Annotated in this window: 12 protein-coding genes; 6 read left to right on the forward strand and 6 right to left on the reverse strand. The window is 67.2% G+C overall.

What is annotated here, in order from left to right:
* The first annotated feature begins 33 nt into the window (after positions 1 to 33).
* Both AC6A67_RS11385 and AC6A67_RS11390 read left to right on the forward strand, forming a co-directional pair.
* A complete protein-coding gene (locus AC6A67_RS11385; protein WP_498036676.1) occupies positions 34 to 720 on the forward strand; it encodes a DsbA family oxidoreductase in 687 nt (228 codons plus the stop codon).
* A 136-nt stretch (positions 721 to 856) separates the two neighbouring features.
* Positions 857 to 1,282 carry an organic hydroperoxide resistance protein gene (locus tag AC6A67_RS11390; protein WP_498036677.1) on the forward strand — a complete coding sequence of 142 codons (426 nt, stop codon included), beginning with the start codon at positions 857 to 859 and terminating at the stop codon, positions 1,280 to 1,282.
* Between the two features lie 791 nt (positions 1,283 to 2,073).
* Here the strand turns inward: AC6A67_RS11390 and AC6A67_RS11395 are convergent.
* The 3 genes from AC6A67_RS11395 to AC6A67_RS11405 form a co-directional block, all read right to left on the reverse strand.
* On the reverse strand, positions 2,074 to 2,466 hold the full coding sequence (locus AC6A67_RS11395) for an AprI/Inh family metalloprotease inhibitor (RefSeq protein WP_498036678.1): 393 nt from the start codon (positions 2,464 to 2,466) through the stop codon (positions 2,074 to 2,076).
* A 478-nt stretch (positions 2,467 to 2,944) separates the two neighbouring features.
* Positions 2,945 to 6,469 carry a transcription-repair coupling factor gene (gene mfd / locus AC6A67_RS11400; protein ID WP_498036679.1) on the reverse strand — a complete coding sequence of 1,175 codons (3,525 nt, stop codon included), beginning with the start codon at positions 6,467 to 6,469 and terminating at the stop codon, positions 2,945 to 2,947.
* Between the two features lie 87 nt (positions 6,470 to 6,556).
* Positions 6,557 to 6,853 (reverse strand): FAD assembly factor SdhE, encoded by a 297-nt coding sequence (locus AC6A67_RS11405; protein ID WP_498036680.1) that lies wholly within the window; start codon positions 6,851 to 6,853, stop codon positions 6,557 to 6,559.
* Positions 6,854 to 7,140: 287 nt separating this feature from the next.
* On the opposite strand from AC6A67_RS11405, the gene recG reads away from it, so the two are divergent.
* Complete coding sequence (gene recG / locus AC6A67_RS11410) at positions 7,141 to 9,261, forward strand: ATP-dependent DNA helicase RecG (protein WP_498036681.1); 2,121 nt, start codon at positions 7,141 to 7,143, stop codon at positions 9,259 to 9,261.
* Between the two features lie 97 nt (positions 9,262 to 9,358).
* On the opposite strand, the gene AC6A67_RS11415 is transcribed toward recG, so the two are convergent.
* From AC6A67_RS11415 to glmU, 3 genes are all read right to left on the reverse strand, one after another.
* The gene (locus tag AC6A67_RS11415) at positions 9,359 to 10,117 is read right to left on the reverse strand and encodes a DUF502 domain-containing protein (RefSeq protein WP_498036848.1); all 759 of its coding nucleotides are present in this window, start codon (positions 10,115 to 10,117) and stop codon (positions 9,359 to 9,361) included.
* A 295-nt stretch (positions 10,118 to 10,412) separates the two neighbouring features.
* Complete coding sequence (gene glmS, locus AC6A67_RS11420) at positions 10,413 to 12,239, reverse strand: glutamine--fructose-6-phosphate transaminase (isomerizing) (RefSeq protein ID WP_498036682.1); 1,827 nt, start codon at positions 12,237 to 12,239, stop codon at positions 10,413 to 10,415.
* Between the two features lie 423 nt (positions 12,240 to 12,662).
* Positions 12,663 to 14,063: a bifunctional UDP-N-acetylglucosamine diphosphorylase/glucosamine-1-phosphate N-acetyltransferase GlmU gene (gene glmU, locus AC6A67_RS11425; RefSeq protein WP_498036683.1), complete on the reverse strand. Its 1,401-nt coding sequence runs from the start codon at positions 14,061 to 14,063 to the stop codon at positions 12,663 to 12,665.
* 577 nt (positions 14,064 to 14,640) lie between these two features.
* On the opposite strand from glmU, the gene AC6A67_RS11430 reads away from it, so the two are divergent.
* The 3 genes from AC6A67_RS11430 to AC6A67_RS11440 all read left to right on the forward strand — a co-directional run bounded on the left by AC6A67_RS11430 (position 14,641) and on the right by AC6A67_RS11440 (position 18,977).
* Positions 14,641 to 16,212 carry an OpgD/OpgG family glucan biosynthesis protein gene (locus AC6A67_RS11430; RefSeq protein WP_498036684.1) on the forward strand — a complete coding sequence of 524 codons (1,572 nt, stop codon included), beginning with the start codon at positions 14,641 to 14,643 and terminating at the stop codon, positions 16,210 to 16,212.
* A gap of 41 nt (positions 16,213 to 16,253) precedes the next feature.
* Positions 16,254 to 18,476 carry a glucans biosynthesis glucosyltransferase MdoH gene (gene mdoH / locus AC6A67_RS11435; protein WP_498036685.1) on the forward strand — a complete coding sequence of 741 codons (2,223 nt, stop codon included), beginning with the start codon at positions 16,254 to 16,256 and terminating at the stop codon, positions 18,474 to 18,476.
* A gap of 297 nt (positions 18,477 to 18,773) precedes the next feature.
* The gene (locus AC6A67_RS11440; protein ID WP_498036686.1) at positions 18,774 to 18,977 is read left to right on the forward strand and encodes a hypothetical protein; all 204 of its coding nucleotides are present in this window, start codon (positions 18,774 to 18,776) and stop codon (positions 18,975 to 18,977) included.
* Positions 18,978 to 19,069 lie beyond the last annotated feature (92 nt).

Raw genomic sequence — 19,069 nt, forward strand, 5'->3', positions numbered from 1 at the left:
GCGACGGCCCGCGCCGGAACCGGGAGAGACGCCATGACCGCAGCCGGCCCACGCCAGTCATTCAAGGTCGATGTGATATCGGACGTCGTCTGTCCGTGGTGCTACATCGGCAAGCGCCGGCTCGAGAAAGCCATCGCCCAGTCGCCGGAGCTGCGGGTGCAGGTCGGTTGGCGCCCCTACCAGCTCGACCCCAATGTGCCGGAGGGCGGCGTCGACCGGCGCGAGTATATGGAGCGCAAATTCGGCTCGCGCGACAAGATCGCCGGCATCAATGAGCGCATCACCGCCGAGGGCGCCAAGGAGGGCATCGCCTTCCGCTTCGATCTGATCAAGCGCACGCCCAACACCCGCGACGCCCACCGGCTGATTGGCTGGTCGGCGGCGGCGGGCGCCCAGGACGCCGTGGTCGAGGCGCTGTTCCAGGCCTATTTTCTTGAAGGTCGCGACGTTGGCGACCGCGCGGTGCTCGCCGACATCGGCGCCGCCTGTGGTCTTGACCACGTCGATATCGCCGCACGGCTGGCCAGCGACCAGGACGCTGATCTGGTCGCCGACGAGGTGGAGCGCGCCCGCGAGATCGGCGTCACCGGCGTGCCCTGTTTCGTGCTCGCCGACCGGCTGGCGCTGCCTGGGGCGCAGGACCCGGAGACCATCGCCCGTTACATGCAGCGCATAGGCCAGAAGCTTCTGGCCGAGGCGACCGGCGGCCGCGCCGACTGACGGGGGCCGGGCGTCGCATGTCGCTCCGCTGACCTCGATCGAACTGCGCGGCGCGCGATGCTCCTGTGCGACTGGGTCATTGTGTTTGGCGCAGAACGCCCCCACCTTGGCTGTAACCGTAAAGGAGGAGCCCCCAATGACCGTCACCGTGAAGTACACCGCCACCGCCACCGCAACCGGAGGTCGCGAAGGCGCGGCCCGTTCTGATGATGGCAAGCTGCAGGTCAAGCTGTCGTCGCCCAAGGAGCTCGGCGGCGCTGGCGGCGATGGCACCAACCCTGAGCAGCTGTTCGCCGCTGGCTATTCCGCCTGCTTCATTGGCGCCATGAAGGCTGTCGGCCACCAGATGAAGATCAAGGTGCCAGACGACGTGTCGGTCACCGCCAATGTCGGCATCGGCCCGCGCTCGGAAGGCGGCTTCGGCATCACCGCCGCCCTCGCCGTCTCGCTGCCTGGCCTCGACCGCGCCGAAGCGCAAAAACTCGTCGACGCCGCCCACCAGGTCTGCCCCTATTCCAACGCCACCCGCGGCAATGTCGACGTGCAGTTGAGCCTGGTCTGAGGCGCAGGCCGTAGGGGGCCTGTGGGCCTGTGGAGCCGCGTTCTGGGTTGGCGCAAGAGCCGGGACTGGCGCAAGGGCAAGCTGCGTGGCGCCTACCAGATGCCCCACGCCGTCATGCCCGTGCTCGTCACGGGCATCCACGCGTTTGGACACTGGGACGGGACGCCCCATGAGGGCGCTCTCGCAGACGTTGCAGCCGTGTGGCGACGAGAGCGCGGCGACGCGGCGGCGGAGGCGGTGGCAAGACGTGGATGCCTGTGACGAGCACGGGCATGACGTGCGCTGGGGTGGTGGGCAACAGATCGGCCACTATTCCAGGGCTACCGGTGGCTATGTCCACGTGCCGTTGACCCTCGCCTGATGCGAGCCCGCAGCGGCAAGCGGCGCGGCGGGCCTGGAACATCGTTTCAAGGCTGGTGCAAAGGCGGAGGCTGGCGCAAGGGCAAGCGGCGGCTGGCGCAAGGGCAAGCGGCGCGGCCCCACCCAGATCCCACGGTCCACGCCGTCATGCCCGTGCTTGTCACGGGCATCCACGCGTTTGGACCTTGGGACGGGGCGCCCCAGGAGGGCGCTCGCGCTGACGTTGCAGCCGTGTGGCGACGAGAGCGCGGCGGCGAAGGCGGTGGCAGGTCGTGGATGCCCGTGACGAGCACGGGCATGACGGCGCTGGGGTTGTTGCGGGGTGGCGAGACCAGTCGTGGGTGGCCAGCGGCGGCCAGCGCCTGGCCGCGCGGCGCAGTGGCGCCACGCTGGGCGACGCGGCGCGCCCGCCTCTTCAGCCCTGCGCGGCCCTATTTGTCGAAGTGCAGATACAACGGCTGGCCATCGGGGCGGCGGTGGATGAACCAGTCGGGCCCGCCGCGCTCGAAGCGCAATAGCGGCTGACGTGTCGCGTCGATCAGCACGAGCACGCCGTCGTCGCGGATGAACCAGGCGTAGACGTCATCCATGCCGTCACGGACTTTGTTACAGCCGCCGCCGGGACGCGCTGCCTGGCCGCCGATGACCTGTTCCTTGCCGAGCGTCAGCGTGCACTCCGGCACGCCATCTGTCGCCTCCGAGAAAATCCAGCGGCCGAGACTGCGTTGTTTTTCGTTCCCGGCTTGCTGGCCAGGCGATGACCCGGGTCCGGCGGCCAGCCCTGGCTCGAGGCCTGACGCCGTCAGCAAACCAGCCGCGACCATGGCGAGCGCCACGCGCGTCAGAGGGTTCGCTTTGGAGCGGCGCGCGCGCCGGTGGACGGAAATTGCTTTCACAACGGCCATTCTGCGCTCCCGACCTGGACAGTTTCCGCCAGCCTTAACGATCGCTTGCGCCGCCGGTCGGGCGCGGCGGCGGGCCACGTGGCGCCTAAATCCGCACGCAGGGCCGCCGGTCAGCGGCGATCACGCGCTGCGCCGGCGCTAAAGCTGCAACGCAAGATTGCAGAAATCGAATGCCACGCGCAATGGCGGGGGGACGTGCGGGCAAGTGCAGCGGGCAAGTGGTCAGAATGGCAGGCTGCGCTTGCCAACGGGCAAGGCATGCGCCCCTGCCCAGACGTCTGGTCGCCCGCCAGTGCAGGCGGCTGTTGGCAAGCCGTGGCGCAGCAGGCCGCGTCACCAGCCGCAGCGCCTGTCACAAGCGCGCCAGCCGTCACAGCCGCCTACATAACCCAAGGCCTCAGGCGGCCTTTTTCTCGGCCACCTTGACCAGATCGCGCATGAGATAGCGGGCGCTCTTCAGGCGGCTCTCCGGGGTCGGCAGGTCGTCATAGAAGAAGATGCTCATGTCCGGGCGCACCTTGGCCATCGATCCCTGCTGCCCCAGCCAGGCCACCAGCCCGGTCGGATTGGCGAATTTGCCATCGCGGAAGGCCACCACCAGGCCCTTTGGCCCGGCTTCCAGTCTGGCCACATTGGCCCGCAGGCACAGGGTCTTGATCGCCATCAGCTTGAGCAATTGCCCCACTTCCTCCGGCATCGGGCCGAAGCGGTCGATCATCTCGGCGCCAAAGGCGTCGATCTGCTGGTCGGTCTCCAGCGTCGACAGCCGCTTGTACAGGCCGAGCCGCAGCTGGATGTCGCCGACATAGCTCTCCGGGATCATCACCGCCGCGCCGAGCGTGATGTTCGGCGACCAGGCCCCGTCATCGGCCTCGTCATCCTCGACGCCGGCCTTGAGCTGGGCTACCGCCTCCTCCAGCATCTGCTGGTAAAGTTCATAGCCGACTTCGCGAATGTGGCCGGACTGCTCGTCGCCGAGCAGATTACCGGCGCCGCGAATGTCGAGATCGTGGCTGGCCAGCTGGAAGCCAGCGCCCAGCGTGTCGAGGCTCTGCAACACCTTGAGCCGCCGCTCCGCCGTGGCGGTGAGCGTGCGGTTGGCCGGGGTGGTGAACAGCGCCCAGGCCCGGGTCTTGGAGCGGCCGACGCGGCCACGCAGCTGATAGAGCTGGGCGAGGCCGAACATGTCGGCGCGATGCACGATCAGCGTATTGGCGTTGGGAATGTCGAGACCGGATTCAATGATCGTCGTCGACAGGAGGATGTCGTAACGGCCCTCGTAGAAGGCGGTCATCACGTCTTCCAGCTGGCCGGCGCTCATCTGGCCATTGGCCACCGCCACCTTGACCTCGGGCACGGCGCGATCAAGGAAAGCCTTGATCTCGGCAAGGTCGTCGATGCGCGGAACCACATAGAACGACTGGCCGCCGCGATAGCGCTCGCGCAGCAGCGCCTCGCGAATGCTGAGCTCGTCGAACGGGCTGACGAAGGTGCGCACCGCAAGGCGGTCGACCGGCGGCGTGGCGATGATCGACAACTCGCGCACGCCAGTAAGCGCCAGCTGCAGCGTGCGCGGAATGGGCGTGGCCGACAGGGTCAGCACATGCACCTGGGCGCGCAGCGACTTGAGCCGCTCCTTGTGGGCGACGCCGAAATGCTGCTCCTCATCCACCACCACAAGGCCAAGCTCGCGGAAGCTGATGGCCTTGCCCAGCACCGCATGGGTGCCGACGACAATATCCACCGTGCCGTCGGCGAGGCCTGCCTTGACCTGCTTCAGCTCGGCGGATGGGGTGAAGCGCGACAGCTGCGCCACCTTCAGCGGCAGGCCCTTGAAGCGCTCCTGGAAGCCCTGGTAGTGCTGGCGGGCCAGCAGCGTCGTCGGGGCGATCACCGCCACCTGCTGGCCGCTCATCGCCACGGCGAAGGCGGCGCGCATCGCCACCTCGGTCTTGCCGAAACCGACGTCGCCGCAAATCAGCCGGTCCATCGGCCGGCCCGAGCCAAGATCCGCCATCACCGCCTCAATGGCGTTGAGCTGGTCCTCGGTCTCCTCATAGGGGAAGCGGGCGACGAATTCGTCGTAGAGGCCCTGCGGCGGCGTCACCGCCTGGGCGGTCTTGAGGGCGCGGGCGGCGGCGACCTTGATCAGCTCGCCCGCCATCATGCGGATGCGCTGCTTCAGCTTGGCCTTGCGCGCCTGCCATGCCCCGCCGCCGAGCTTGTCGAGGGCGACGGAGGTGTCCTCCGAGCCATAGCGCGACAAAAGCTCGATGTTCTCTACCGGCAGGAACAGCTTGTCGCCGCCGGCGTAATGCAACTCCAGACAATCATGCGGCGCGCCGCCGACGGCGATGGTCTGCAGGCCGACGAAGCGGCCAATGCCGTGATCGACATGCACGACGATGTCGCCGGCGGTCAGGCTGCCGACCTCGGCGATGAAATCCTGGGCGCGCTTGCTCTTGCGCGTTTGCCGCACCAGCCGGTCGCCGAGAATGTCCTGCTCGCCCAGCACGCTGAGCTGCGGTGAATCAAAGCCCGCCTCCAGCCCCCAGACAGCGAGGGCGATCTGGCCAGGCTTCGTCGCCTGGGCGCGGGCCAGATCGGGCACGGGCGTCAGATTGGCGACGCCGTGGTCGGCCAGCACCGCAGACAGTCGCTCACGCGAGCCTTCCGACCAGGCGGCGATCACCAGCTTGCGGCCACCGGCGCTGATGTCGCGGATATGGCTGGCGGCGGCCTCAAACACATTGACCGTGTCATCGGCCCGTTCCGGCGCAAAGCTGCGGGCCTGGCGGACGCCGAGATCGATGATCCTGCCGCTGGCGTTCTCCGGCTGGGCGAAGGGTGAGATGACGGCGCTGTCGAGGTCAGCGAGCCGCTTGCCCCATTCCCCCTTGTCCAGATACAGCGCTTCGGGCCGGATCGGCTTGTAAGGAGCGCCGCCGCCGGCCTTGAGCGCCGAAACGCGGGCCTGGTAATAATCCTCGATCTGGCTGAGCCGCTCTGTGGCGGCGTCCGTCAGATGCTCGTCGAGCACGAAGGGCGCGCCGGCGACATAGTCGAACAGCGTGTCCATCTGCTTGTGGAACAGCGGCAGCCAGTGCTCCATGCCGGGGTGGCGGCGGCCTTCGCTCACCGCCTCATACAGCACGTCGTCGCGGGTGGCCGCGCCAAACGCCGCCACATAGGCCTGGCGGAAGCGCGCCATGGTCTCGCTGGTGACCTGCACCTCGGACATCGGCACCAGATCGAGCGAGCGTAGCTGACCGGTGGAGCGCTGCGTTTCCGGGTCAAACGGCCGGATCGATTCCAGCGTGTCGCCAAAGAAGTCGAGCCGGATCGGCGCCGCCATCCCAGGGGCGTAAAGATCGAGAATGCCGCCGCGCTGGGCGTATTCGCCGGTGTCGCGCACGGTGCCGGTGCGGCTGAAGCCGTTAATTTCCAGCCATTTGACCAGCAAATTGAGGTCGATGGCGTTGCCTGGCGCGGCCGAAAAGGTCTCCTCGGCGATGCGAGCCAGCGGCGGCACGCGCTGCACCAAGGCGTTGACCGTGGTCAGCACGATGCGCGGCCGCTCGCGCGATGAGCGGGTGCGGGCCAGTCGCGCCAGCACGGTCATGCGGCGGGCGGTGACGGCGCTGGTCGGCGAAACCCGGTCATAGGGCTGGCAATCCCACGACGGGAAGGTCAGCACCTCAAGGTCAGGGGCGACGAAGCTGAGGCCATTTTCCACCAATTGCAGGCGCTGGCCGTCGCGGGCGACATAGACCAGCGCGGCGGGCGCCTCGGTTTTAAGCGAGGCGGCGCGGGCAAGATCGGCGAGCACGAGCGGGATAAAGCTGTCCGGCGCGCTGGCCAGCACCGGCTTGCGGCCTTCCAGCAATTGCGTGACCGCATTCTTCAACGGGGCGATGCTCATGAAGATCTATGGCTCGTCTGTGGCGCAGGGCGCGGTCGCGGACAGGCGCGGCGGGCTCACGCCGTCGCGCAGGAGGAACCCGTGCGGTTAGATGAACACCGCGCCGCTGTGCCGGTGGAACTCGCGGATCTGGTGGAATACAGGCGTATTGTAGTCCTCGGGCAATTCCAGCTCGCCGGTGAGCCAGCTGAACACGTCGCGATCCTGGGCCTCCAGCAGCGCTTCGATATCGGTAAGCTCCTGATCATTCAGCTGGTCGATGCGCGCGTCGCAGAACTGCCCGAGCAGCAGATCCATCTCGCGGGTGCCGCGCCGCCACGACCGGTAGAGGATACGGCGGCGACGCTCGTCCAGATCAGCGCTGCTGCGGGTGGTGCCACTCATAACCGTCTCCATGATCAAGGCGTTGCAAGGTGGTGCAAGCCGGTGCAAGCCAGTTCGGCCCGATACGCGCCTGCCTCGAAAGCGCGCCTGCGCCGCCTGCCCGCGCCAGCCATCGGCCTGTTTGGCCACAGGCGCACTTGCGCCGGCTGTTATCCGCGCCTCGCGCGGCTGACGCACAGGCCAGCATCGGGCTATATAGTCCCGGCTTCACCGGCTGTCAGCCACATCGCGCCTGGGGCGCGGCGCATTTCGCGTCCCGCCGCCCGCGCCATTGTCACAGGGCGTCCATGCGACCTTCCGCGCTCGATCCGCTGTTTGCGCCAATCACCGCCCTGCCCGGCGTCGGACCGCGCGTCGGCGAGTTGTTTGACCGGTTGCTGGGCGAGCCCGGCCGGCCGACGCGGGTGCTCGACCTGTTGTTCCATATCCCAAGCGGCGTCATCGACCGGCGCAAACGGCCGCTGATTGTCGACGCGCCAATTGGCGAGGTGGTGACGCTCGACGTGCGCGTGGTGTCCCACGCCGCGCCGCCGTCCCGCAGCGCCTCACGCGCCCCGGCCCGCGTGCTGGTCGAAGACGACACCGGCGACGTGACGCTGGTGTTCTTCGGCGGCGCAAAAAACCGGCTGGAAGCGCAGCTGCCGGTGGGCGAGCGGCGGATCATTTCCGGCAAGATCGAATTGTGGGAAGGCCGTCGCCAGATGGCCCATCCGGATCTGATCGTGCGGCCAGAGGAGCTGGAGGGCGCCAGCCTGATCCAGCCAGTCTATCCGCTCACCGAGGGCCTCGGCGGCCGCGTCGTGCAGAAGGCGGTGGCGGCGGCGCTCGCCCGCCTGCCCGAGCTGCCGGAATGGCAGGACCAGGCGCTGCGCGGCGCCCTGCCGCCTTTCGCCACGGCGCTGCGGCTTGTGCACCAGCCGCAGGAGGTGTTCGACGAGACCCTGGAGGATGGCGCGCCCCTGGCGCGCGATCCAGCCCGGCGTCGCCTCGGCCTTGATGAGGTGCTGGCGACCCAGCTGGCGCTGGCCCTGATGCGGCGCAACCGCCGCAAGGCGCGCGGCCAAAGCCATGATGGCGATGGCCGGCTGGTGCGGGCGCTGCTGGCGCAAATCCCGTTTGACCTCACCGGCGCCCAGAAGAACGCCCTCGACGAGATCTGGCGCGACCTGGCGTCGCCCGAGCGCATGCTGCGCCTCCTGCAAGGCGATGTGGGCTCTGGCAAAACAATCGTGGCGCTACTGGCCATGGCGCGGGTGGTCGAGGCCGGACGCCAGGCGGCGCTGATGGCCCCCACCGAGATCCTGGCGCGGCAGCATTATGAGCGCATCGCGCCGCTGGCGGCGGCGGTGGGCATCCGCGTCGGCGTGCTGACCGGGCGCGACAAGGCGGCCAGCCGCCGTGACATGCTCGAACGCATGGCCAATGGCGATGTCGACATTATCTGCGGCACCCATGCGCTGTTTCAGGAGGCCATCGCCTTTCGCGATCTTGGGCTGGCGGTGGTGGACGAGCAGCACCGCTTCGGCGTGCAGCAGCGGCTGGCGCTGGGCGAGAAAAGCCCCGACGCCGACATGCTGCTGATGACCGCGACGCCCATCCCGCGCACGCTGGTGCTGACCCATTACGGCGACATGGAATCGTCCCAGCTCAATGAGAAGCCGCCTGGCCGTACGCCGATCATCACCCGCGCCACGCCGATCGAACGGCTCGATGAGATGGTGGCGGCGGTAGGCCGGGCCATCGCCGGCGGCGCCCGGGTGTACTGGATCTGCCCGCTGGTCGAGGAATCCGAGCTTCTCGACGTCGCCGCCGCCGAGGAGCGCCATGCCGTGTTGCGTCAGGTGCTGGGCGACCGCGTCGGTCTGCTGCATGGCAAGATGAACGCTCGCGACAAGGACGCCGCCATGCAGCGCTTCGCCAGCGGCGCCGATCAGGTGCTGGTGGCGACCACGGTGGTGGAAGTCGGCGTCGACGTGCCGGAAGCCAGCATCATGATCATCGAGCACGCCGAACGATTTGGCCTCGCGCAATTGCACCAGCTGCGCGGCCGCGTTGGCCGCGGCGCCGCCGCCTCCAGTTGCGTGCTGCTCTATCGGGGGCCGCTCGGCCAGGTGGCGGAGGCGCGGCTGCGCATCATGCGCGAGACCGAGGATGGCTTCCGCATCGCCGAGGAAGACCTCCGCCTGCGCGGCCAGGGCGAGATCCTCGGCACTCGCCAGTCCGGCATGCCGGATTTCCGCTTCCTGCGTCCCGAGCACGACGGCGACCTCATCGCCTCAGCCCGCGATGAGGCCAAACTCATCCTCGAGCGCGACCCCGACCTGACCTCACCACGCGGCGAGGCGCGACGGCATCTGCTCTATCTCTTCGGTCGCGATGAGGCGATCAGGCTGCTGCGCGCCGGGTGATAGTCCTATCCAATCAAAAGCTTGTCGACAGTTTCTATCGCAAAGCATGATATAGCCACCCACGCCTTTGCGGCGCGCCGCTGCCATGTTCGGACGACTACGGCTTGACGTTGTCTCGCTCGTCGACCTCCGGCGCCAGAGGCGCGTCCGCCGGCGTGTCCGGGTCATTCATCATCGCCTGCAAGCGGCGCTGATGTTCCTCCGGCTGGATCAGACCGGCTGACATCACCAGCTTGGCCGCCTCATCCACGGTGACAGGAACTTCATATACGTCCTTGCGTGGCAAGTAGAAAAAGAAGCCAGTGGTGGGGTTGGGCGAGCACGGCAGGAACACGCCGACATAGTCGGGGGCCGAGCCGCCAGGCAAGGGCGCGGTCATTTCAGCCGGCGGCGCGGCGGAGACAAAGACGATCGACCAGGTTCCCGGCGTCGGGAATTGCACCAGCGCCACCTTACGGAAGGAAGTGCCGCTCGGTGAAAACGCCGTCTCGAAAATCTGCTTGATGCCGCGATACAGGCCGCGCACCACCGGCATGCGCTCGAGGATGGTCTCGCCCGAGTTAATCAGCGTCCGGCCCACCAGATTGGCGGTGAGAAAGCCGAGCAGCGTCAGGGCGATCAGCGCAAACACCAGGCCAAAGCCCGGCACCGAGATGCTCAGATAATTGTCTGGCCAATAGCGGTCGGGCACCAGCGGCTTCACCCAGCCGTCGATGGCGCCAATGATCCACCAGGTGATGTAGATGGTCAGGGCCAGCGGTCCTGCGACGATCAGGCCGGTGAGGAAATAGTTGCGCAACCGCGCCTTGGCGGAAAACAGCCGCCCCTTCGGCTTTGTCGCGGCGGCGGCCGCCATGGCTGCGGCGATGGCGGCGGGCGGCGGCGCGACGGCGTCTGGCGCGCGGCGACCGCGACCAGCGGCCTGGCCCGGCTCCGGCGCCGACCGCGGGCCGCTTTCCAAGCCCTGCTGCGGCCCAGGCCCAGACCCAGCATCTGGCGTTGAACTGGCTACGTCGCCGCTCGTGTCAGTCATGGGCGCAGTTATCCGTCAGCAGGCGCCTGTCTCCGGAATGGAGCGGCGAGAGGACCACGGATCCGGCCAGACGCTGCGCCGCCAGTGGGCGCAGCTCAGCGCGACAACGAATCGATGGTCACTCCACCGTGACAGATTTTGCGAGATTGCGCGGCTGGTCCACATCCTTGCCCATGAAAACGGCGACATGATAGGCGAGCAGCTGGATCGGCGCTGCGTAAACAATCGGCGCCACCAGCGCGTCAATCTCCGGCATGGTGATGGTGGCGATATCGCCGAGGCCGGTATGGTGCACTGCATCGGCGTCGCCGATCAGGATGATGCGACCGCCACGCGCCGCCACTTCCTGAATATTGGACACGGTCTTGTCCATCAGTTCATCGCGCGGCGCGAGGACCACAACCGGCATGTCTTCGTCGACGAGGGCGATCGGGCCATGCTTGAGCTCGCCTGCGGCGTAACCCTCGGCGTGGATGTAGGAGATCTCCTTGAGCTTCAGCGCCCCTTCCAGCGCCAGCGGGAAGGCCGGGCCGCGGCCGAGATACAGCACGTCGCGCGCCCGCGACAGCTGGTGCGACAATTGCTCGATCTCGCCCTCCTGGGCCAGCACCTCGGTAAACTGCCCCGGCAGCGCCAGCATCAGATCGGCGATCCGCGCCTCCTCATCCGCCGACAGCACGCCGCGCTGGCGACCGGCGTAGACCGCCAGCGCCAGCAGCACCGAGAGCTGGCAGGTGAAGGCCTTGGTCGAGGCGACGCCGATCTCCGGGCCTGCGTAAGTCGCGGCCACAGCGTCGCTCTCGCGGGCAATAGTCGAGGTCTGCACATTGACCACCGACAGGATCTTCTGGCCCTGGGATTTGGCGTAGCGCAGCGAGGCCAGGGTGTCGGCGGTTTCGCCGGATTGCGAGATGAACAGGGCCAGCCCGCCCTCGGTCATCGGCGCCTCGCGGTAGCGGAACTCAGACGCCACATCGATATCGACCGGTAGCCGCGCCAGCTTCTCGAACCAGTAGCGCGCTACATAGCCGGCCAGATAGGCCGTGCCGCAGGCGCAAATGGTCAGGCGGGTGAGCTTGCTGAAGTCGATGGCGCCCAGCTCCGGGAAGCGGAAGGCGCCCTGCATGGCGTCGAGGTAATGGGTGACCGTGCGGCCCACCACTTCCGGCTGCTCCCAGATCTCCTTGAGCATGAAATGGCGATGATTGCCCTTGTCGGCGACGAAGGCGCCAGGCGCCAGCTTCTGCCGTGGCCGCTCGACCCGGAAGCCGTCGACGTCATACACCTCGGCGCCGGCGCGGGTGATCAGCGCGTAATCGCCTTCATCCAGATACAGCAGATCGTCGGTGAACGGGGCCAGCGCCAGCGCGTCGGAGCCGAGGAACATCTCGCCATCGCCGAAACCGAGCGCCAGCGGCGCGCCGTGGCGGGCGCCGATCATCAGATTATCTTCGCCGGCAAAGATAAAACCGAGGGCAAACGCGCCGCGCAGGCGCGGCAGCACATTGGCGACGGCGCGCAGCGGTGCAAATCCGCGCTCAAGCTCACGGCTAACCAGGCGGACCACGACTTCCGTGTCGGTCTCCGATTCAAAGCGCACGCCCTCGCCGGTGAGCTCGGCCCGCAATTCGCGGAAATTCTCGATAATGCCGTTATGCACCATGGCGACGTGCGCGGTGGCGTGCGGATGGGCGTTATCTTCAGTGGGCTTGCCATGGGTGGCCCAGCGGGTGTGGCCAATGCCGCTCTTGCCCGGCAGCGGCGCCGCCTTCAGCGCCGTCTCAAGATTGCGCAGCTTGCCAGCGGCGCGCCGGCGCTCCAGCACGCCGTCATGCAGCGTGGCGACGCCTGCGGAATCATAGCCGCGATATTCAAGCCGCTTCAGGGAATCGACCAGGTCCGCCGCAACGTCGCCTTTGCCGAGAATGCCGATAATGCCGCACATGCTGTTACCTGAAGCTCCTGGCGAGGATTGAAAACGCGGCCCTGCGCGGCGCGCAACACCCCGGTATCGCCGCTTTACGACCGTGACCCGTTGCTGTGCAACTTTTCCGGCCCTGAACGTGTCCGGGCAGGCGTGGCTGGATGCCTCGGGAAAGACGCGCATGGTTGCGTCGCGATCCCGGGCTTTCCGGTTGAGAACTGAAGCAACTGACGGCGCGGTTCAAATCAAGAAATCTGACAGTGTGTGACAGCTACAGGGTGTTGGGCGCCGCTTGTTGCTAGCTGCCCCTGTCGACATGTCGAATGTTAATAAAACCTGAATGTTCCACGCCGCATATTCGTCGATCACACCCATGATACTGCGCAGCGACGCCCGACTCTCTGGAAAAAGCCACGGTGTGCCCGTCTGACGTCCAGAGTTTTGCTATTTTTTCTTGCGATGGGCGTTCTTCGCCCGAAATTCGCGCGCCCAGCCGGCTTTTTCCACCTGACGCCCCCGGGCCAGCGCCAGCGCATCGGCGGCGACGTCGCCGGTGATCACCGAGCCGGTGCCGATATAGGCGCCCTCGCCCAGATTGACCGGCGCCACCAGCGACGAATTGGAGCCGACGAAGGCGCCGGCCCCGACAATGGTCCTAGCCTTGCCGAAGCCGTCATAGTTACAAAAAATCGTGCCCGCCCCGATATTGGCGCCGGCGCCGACCTCGCCATCGCCGAGATAAGCGAGGTGATTGGCCTTGGCGCCCGGGCCCATCACCGTGTTCTTCAGCTCGACGAAATTACCGATCTTGGCTTTTTCGCCGACATCGGCGCCGGTGCGCAGCCGGGCGTAGGGGCCGATCTCAGCCCCTGCCCGCACCCGCGCGCCTTCCAGATGTGAGAAGGCGCGGATGGTCGCGCCATCCTCCACCTGCACGCCGGGGCCGAACACCACATGCGGCTCAACCAGCACATCGCGACCGAGCACGGTGTCAACGCTGAGATAGGTGCTGGATGGGTCCTGCAGGGTCACGCCCGCCAGCATGGCGGCGTCGCGCAGCCTGCGCTGCATGGTGGCTTCAGCCTGGGCCAGCTGGCGCCTGTCGTTGACGCCCATCACTTCGGCCTCGCTGGCCACGGCGACGGCGGCCTTGAGGCCCATGTCGCGGGCCACGGCCACTGCGTCGGTGAGGTAATATTCGCCCTGGGCGTTGTTGGGGGTAATGCGGTCGAGGATGGCCAGGGCGTGGGCGCCGGACAGCGCCATCAGGCCGGCGTTGCACAGCGTGATGCGACGCTCGTCGTCGCTGGCGTCTTTCTCCTCGCGGATGGCGACAAGTTCATCGCCATCGCGCAGCAGCCGGCCATAGCCGAAAGGATTGGCCGCCTCGAAGCCCAGCGTCGCCACGGCGACGTCGCCGTGCAGCAGCGCGTGAAGTCGCGCCAGCGTCTCCGGCTGGATCAAGGGCGTGTCGCCGAAGGCCACGACGATATTGGCGCCGTCGGCGGCGATGCTGTCGCGCGCCGCCAGCACCGCATGGGCGGTGCCCAGGCGCTCGCGCTGTTCGACAATGACCGCCTGCGGCGCCGCACGGCGCGCCTCCGCCGCCACATCATGGCGATCCGGACCGACCACTGTCACCAGATGGGCGGCGCCGGCGGCGTTGAGGGCGTGCAACACATGGGAAACCATGGCGCGCCCGGCGATGGCGTGCAGCACCTTGGGCGTCGCCGACTTCATCCGCGAGCCCTCGCCAGCGGCCAGCACAATGGCCCTGAAGCCTGGCTGTTCCCCGGAGCGGGCGCCGAACCCAGCGCCTGGATTGGATGAAGTATCTGCGCTCATGCACGCCTCTTGCTCGATGATCGCGGCCAGATCGCGGCTGGCCGCCATGCGCCGCTCTGCGCCACGCCTCGACCAGTGTCGTCGCGGAGCGGGCGGAGCGGCGTGATGCTTTGCGCCTGTCATAGCTGATGATTCCTTACCCGCAAATGAGCGAGATGGGCCTCGCATACGGATAAGTGTCGCTCCCGTAAGGGCATTTGCGGCGCGCGGTCGTGCGACGCCCTGCAGAGGCCTTGACCCAGGCGCGCCGCCGGATTGCCTGGCCGTCTGGCGCGGGTCAGCCGGTCGGGCATGCGGCGCCAATTTGTGCGTCAGGTCGTGGGGACAAGCCGTGCGTTTGCGCTGGGGCGGCGCAGCGGCGCCCTTTCCACCGTCGTCACCCTGTGACAGTGCTTGGCGCGGCGAAAACCCATGGATTCTCTGGCAGCTGGTCTTGAAACCGCCGCTTTTGCCGCCATGGTCCGCCAATAAGCCCGCCCTTCCGGCCTGCAGCAGCGATCTGCATTGCAAGAAGCTGGCGATAGGTCATAATTTCCGGATGCCCCACGGGGCCCGCCGCCCCTTACGCTGGTTTTTGATGAGCATGATCAACCGCAGGCAGCTGATGTGGTCCGGCGCAGTGACAGCGCTGGCGGTGGGAGCTGGCGCGGCCAGAGCCCAGACGCCTGCGGCCGCGCCGCCAGCCGCCGCTGCGGCGCCGGGCGCGGCGGCCACCACTGAAGGCGGCCATTTCGAAGCGGATCATATCATCTCGCTGGCCCGCGAGTTATCGAAACGACCGTTCACCGCCCCGCCGGCCGATCTGCCCGAGCAATTATCGGCGTTGACCTACGACCAGTATGTCGGCATCCGCGCCCGTCCAGCGGGACTTCTGTGGAGCGGCGAAAAGCGCGGCTTTGTGATTGAGCCCCTGCCACGCGGCGCGCTGTTCAAGGACCGGGTGGTGATCTACCTGGTGGTCGACGGCGACGTGCGGCGGCTACCGTTCAATGCGGCGCATTATGATTTCGGCGCCCTGCCCGCGCCGCCCGCCGGGGCCGATCTTGGCTTCTCCGGCTTCCGGATTTTTGCCGGCGACACCGAGCGTCCGGTGCAGATGGCGATCTTCCAGGGCGCTACCTTCTACCGCGCCATCGCGCGCGGCCAGAACATGGGCGCCGCCGCCCGCACGCTCACCCTGCGCCCTGGTGAGATCAAGGGCGAAGAGATCCCGGTGTTCCGCGCCTTCTGGATCGAGCAGCCGGCGCCCGGCGCCGATGTGCTGTCGATCCACGCGCTGCTTGAGTCAGAGAGCGCCACCGCCGCCGTGCATTTCACCGTGCGGCCGGGCGATCTGACCATTGTCGATGTCGAGGTGACCATGTTCACCCGCGTCGCCATCGACCACATCGGCTGGGGCGGCCACGCCGCCACCTATCTGTTCGGCGCCGCCAGCCGGCGTAACGTCGATGACGTGCGCGAGGCGGTGTTTGAAGTTAATGGTCTGCAGATCCGCAATGGCCGGGAGGAATGGCTGTGGCGGCCGGTGACCAATCCGCAGCAATTGCAGATCTCGGCCTTCGTCGATTCCAACCCGCGCGGCTTTGGCCTGTTGCAGCGCGAGCGGGCCTTCGCCGCCTTTCAGGATGACGGCCAGCGCTTTGACCGGCGGCCCAGCGTCTGGGTCGAGCCGCTCGGCGACTGGGGCGACGGCCAGGTGCAATTGATCGAGATTCCAACGGAATCCGAGGTCAATGACAATATCATCACCTATTGGCGGCCCAAGGCGCCGATGGCCGCCGGGGCCGAGGCCAGCTTCGCCTATCGCCAGTACTGGTGCTGGAACATTCCCGAGCCGCCGCAGCTGGCGCGGGTGATCCTGACGCGCACGGGCCGTGGCCGCAGCGGCCGCCGCCGCCGTTTCCTGGTGGAGTTCGTTGGCGACGCGCTGGGCGACGCCGGCACGCTCGCCGTGCTTCAGCCAGCGCTGAGCGCCGGCAAGGGCGGCGTCATCTCCAACACCCGGCTCTGGCCCTATCCCGAGCGCAAGGCGCTGCGCGTGTCGTTTGAACTCGACCCCGGCGACGAGCAATTGTGCGAATTGCGGCTGGTGCTGGAGGCTGCCGGCAAGCCGGTCAGCGAGACATGGTTGTACCGATGGACCGCCTAGTCGACGCTGGCGCTGACATCAACGCAGACAGGAGCGCAGATTTGGGCGCTGACAGGAGCGCTGGTTACAGCGCCGACACGACCGCCGCCGCGACCCTCGCAGCAGACCGCGCGGCAGGCGAAAGGCCGGCGGTCACCGCCCGTTTGGCTGCCGCCGACGCCCTGCCGCCGGAAAACCGCCTCGACATGCCGACCCAGTCGCTGCGCCGCTGGCGCCGGCGCGACGGGCGCAAGATGGTCAATTCATCGGGGCCTGGCTTCTGGGGCTGGGTGGCCCGCGTGGTGGTGTTCGGCGGGGCCCTCGCCCTCACCGGTTATGGCGCCTATGAGATGTATGAGGTCGTGTCGGTCAGCCGCACCACCTGGCTGCAGTGGGCGTTGCTAGTGCTGTTCACCATCAACTTCTCCTGGATCGCCATCGCTTTCACCAGCGCCGTCGTCGGCTTCGTGGCGTTGCTGTTCCGCTCGCGCCGCGCGCCTCCGCCGGTGACCGGGCTCAAAACCCGCACCGCCGTGGTGATGCCGGTCTATAATGAAGAGACTTCGCGCACCTACGCCGCGCTCTACGCCATGCGCGAGAGCATTGAGGCCACGGGCTGCGGCGACGCCTTCGATTATTTCATCCTCTCGGACACCACCAATGCTGACGCCTGGGTGGCGGAGGAGCGCGCCTTTCTCGCCCTACGCGAGATGATGGGCGAGAACGCGCGGCTGTATTATCGCCGTCGTCCGAAGAACGCCCATCGCAAGGCCGGCAACATCGCCGATTTCGTCACCCGCTGGGGCGGCGCCTACGACCACATGCTGGTGCTGGACGCGGACAGCGTCATGACCGGTGATTGCATCGTGCGCCTTGCCGCCGCCATGGAGGCTGATCCGGACGCCGGCATCATCCAGACCCTGCCGCTGATCATCAATCGCAATACGCTGTTCGCCCGCCTGCAGCAGTTCGCCGCCAAGGTCTATGGCCCGGTGATCGCCACGGGCCTTGCGGTGTGGATGGGCAAGGACGGCAATTACTGGGGCCACAACGCCATTATCCGCACGCGCGCCTTCGCCGCGCATTGCGGCATGCCTGACCTCTCCGGCCGTCCGCCGTTTGGCGGCCACATCATGAGCCATGATTTCGTCGAGGCGGCGCTGATCCGCCGCGCCGGCTGGACCGTATACATGCTGCCCAATCTTGGCGGCAGCTATGAGGAAAGCCCGCCTTCGCTGATCGATCTGGCGACGCGCGACCGGCGCTGGTGCCAGGGCAATCTGCAGCATTCCCGGGTTATCGGCTCGGCGGGCTTCAAGCTGGCGACGCGGCAACATTTCGCCACCGGCATCTTCTCTTACCTCGCTTCGCCACTGTGGCTGATGCAGCTGGTGATCGGCATCGTGCTGGTGCTGCAGAGCCGCTATGTGCGCCCCGAATATTTCAGCCAGGAATTTTCGCTGTTTCCGACCTGGCCGCGCTTCGACCCGGAGCGCGCGCTGGCGCTGTTCGTGATGACCATGGCCATCCTGCTGGCCCCCAAGCTGTTCGGCCTGATCCTGACCCTACTCGACAGCCATGACCGGCGCAATGGCGGCGGCGCGATCCGCATCATCATCTCGACCCTGTTCGAGACCATCATGTCGGCGCTGCTCGCACCGATCATGATGGTGATCCAGTCAGGCGCGGTGGCGCAGATCCTGCTTGGCCGCGACACCGGCTGGAACCCGCAGCGTCGCGACGACGGCTCCATCGCCTTTGGCGACATCGTCCGCCGCCACTGGCTGCACATGGCGCTGGGCGTCATCGCTGGTCTGACGGCGTTTCTGATCGCCACCTCGCTGGCGCTGTGGATGTCGCCGACCATCATCGGCCTGTTGCTGGCCATCCCGATCTCGTGGATGAGCGGCAAAAAGGCGATCGGCCTGTTCCTCAAGCGCATCGGCCTGTTGCTGACCCCGGAAGAAGTGTCGCCGCCGCCAGTCGTCACCCGCGCCAATGCGCTGCAGCAGCAGTTTGCGACGCGCGGCTATGACGAGGCCGACGCCCTCGACGTGATGCGCGCCGAGCCAGATTTGCGGGCCGCCCACATCACCATGCTGCCAGCCCACCCACCCCGCAAACGCGGCCAGGTTGATCCCGACCATGTGCTGGCTGGGGCGAAGCTGGGCGACGCCCAAACCGTCGCCGACGCACGCAGCTGGCTGTCGCAGCGCGAGCGGATCGCCGTGCTCAACGACCCGGCCCTGCTCAATGAACTCGACCGGCTGAAGCCTGCCCACTGAAACAGCCGCGCCTGGCGCTGCAAGCACACATAATACGCTTGCCAGCGCTGGGCTCAGATGGTCGCGGCGTTCGGGAGCAGGCGGCATATGGTTTGCGCCTGTTTCGCCTGCCTCTCTGGCGGCGCTGGACGCGTTTCGCCATCGTCGCCTTACCGCAGCGCGGCCCTTATCCACGCTGCGCCGTGCTGGCTGCGTCTTTCTGGCTGCGCCAGGATTGCATTAAGCAACAATCGCAAATTCTACGTGGAACAGCCTGTCGTTTACCTTGCATTTGCCGCAGGGCGCGACGTTAGGGGCATGAACCAGCAAACACGCGCGCCTTCCCGCGCCCCTCACCGTCCGGCGCGTCCGCCACTTGCCGTGGCGTTCGACCCGTATTTTGCGCCATCCAAATCGTTTGATGACGCGCTGTTCAACACCCGGCCTGAGGCGCTGAGCGCCGCCAACGCCACGGTGGAGCAGGCGCCAGACCAGCAAGACCGGCCCGGTGCTCGCGCCTGACGCGGGCTGCTGCCTGAGCATTGCGCGGCCATGACGGCGCGCTGCGCGCTATGACGGCGCGCTGCGCGATATGCCGGCGCGCTGCGCGCTAT

It is taken from the genome of Camelimonas sp. FR25 (genome assembly GCF_059740505.1).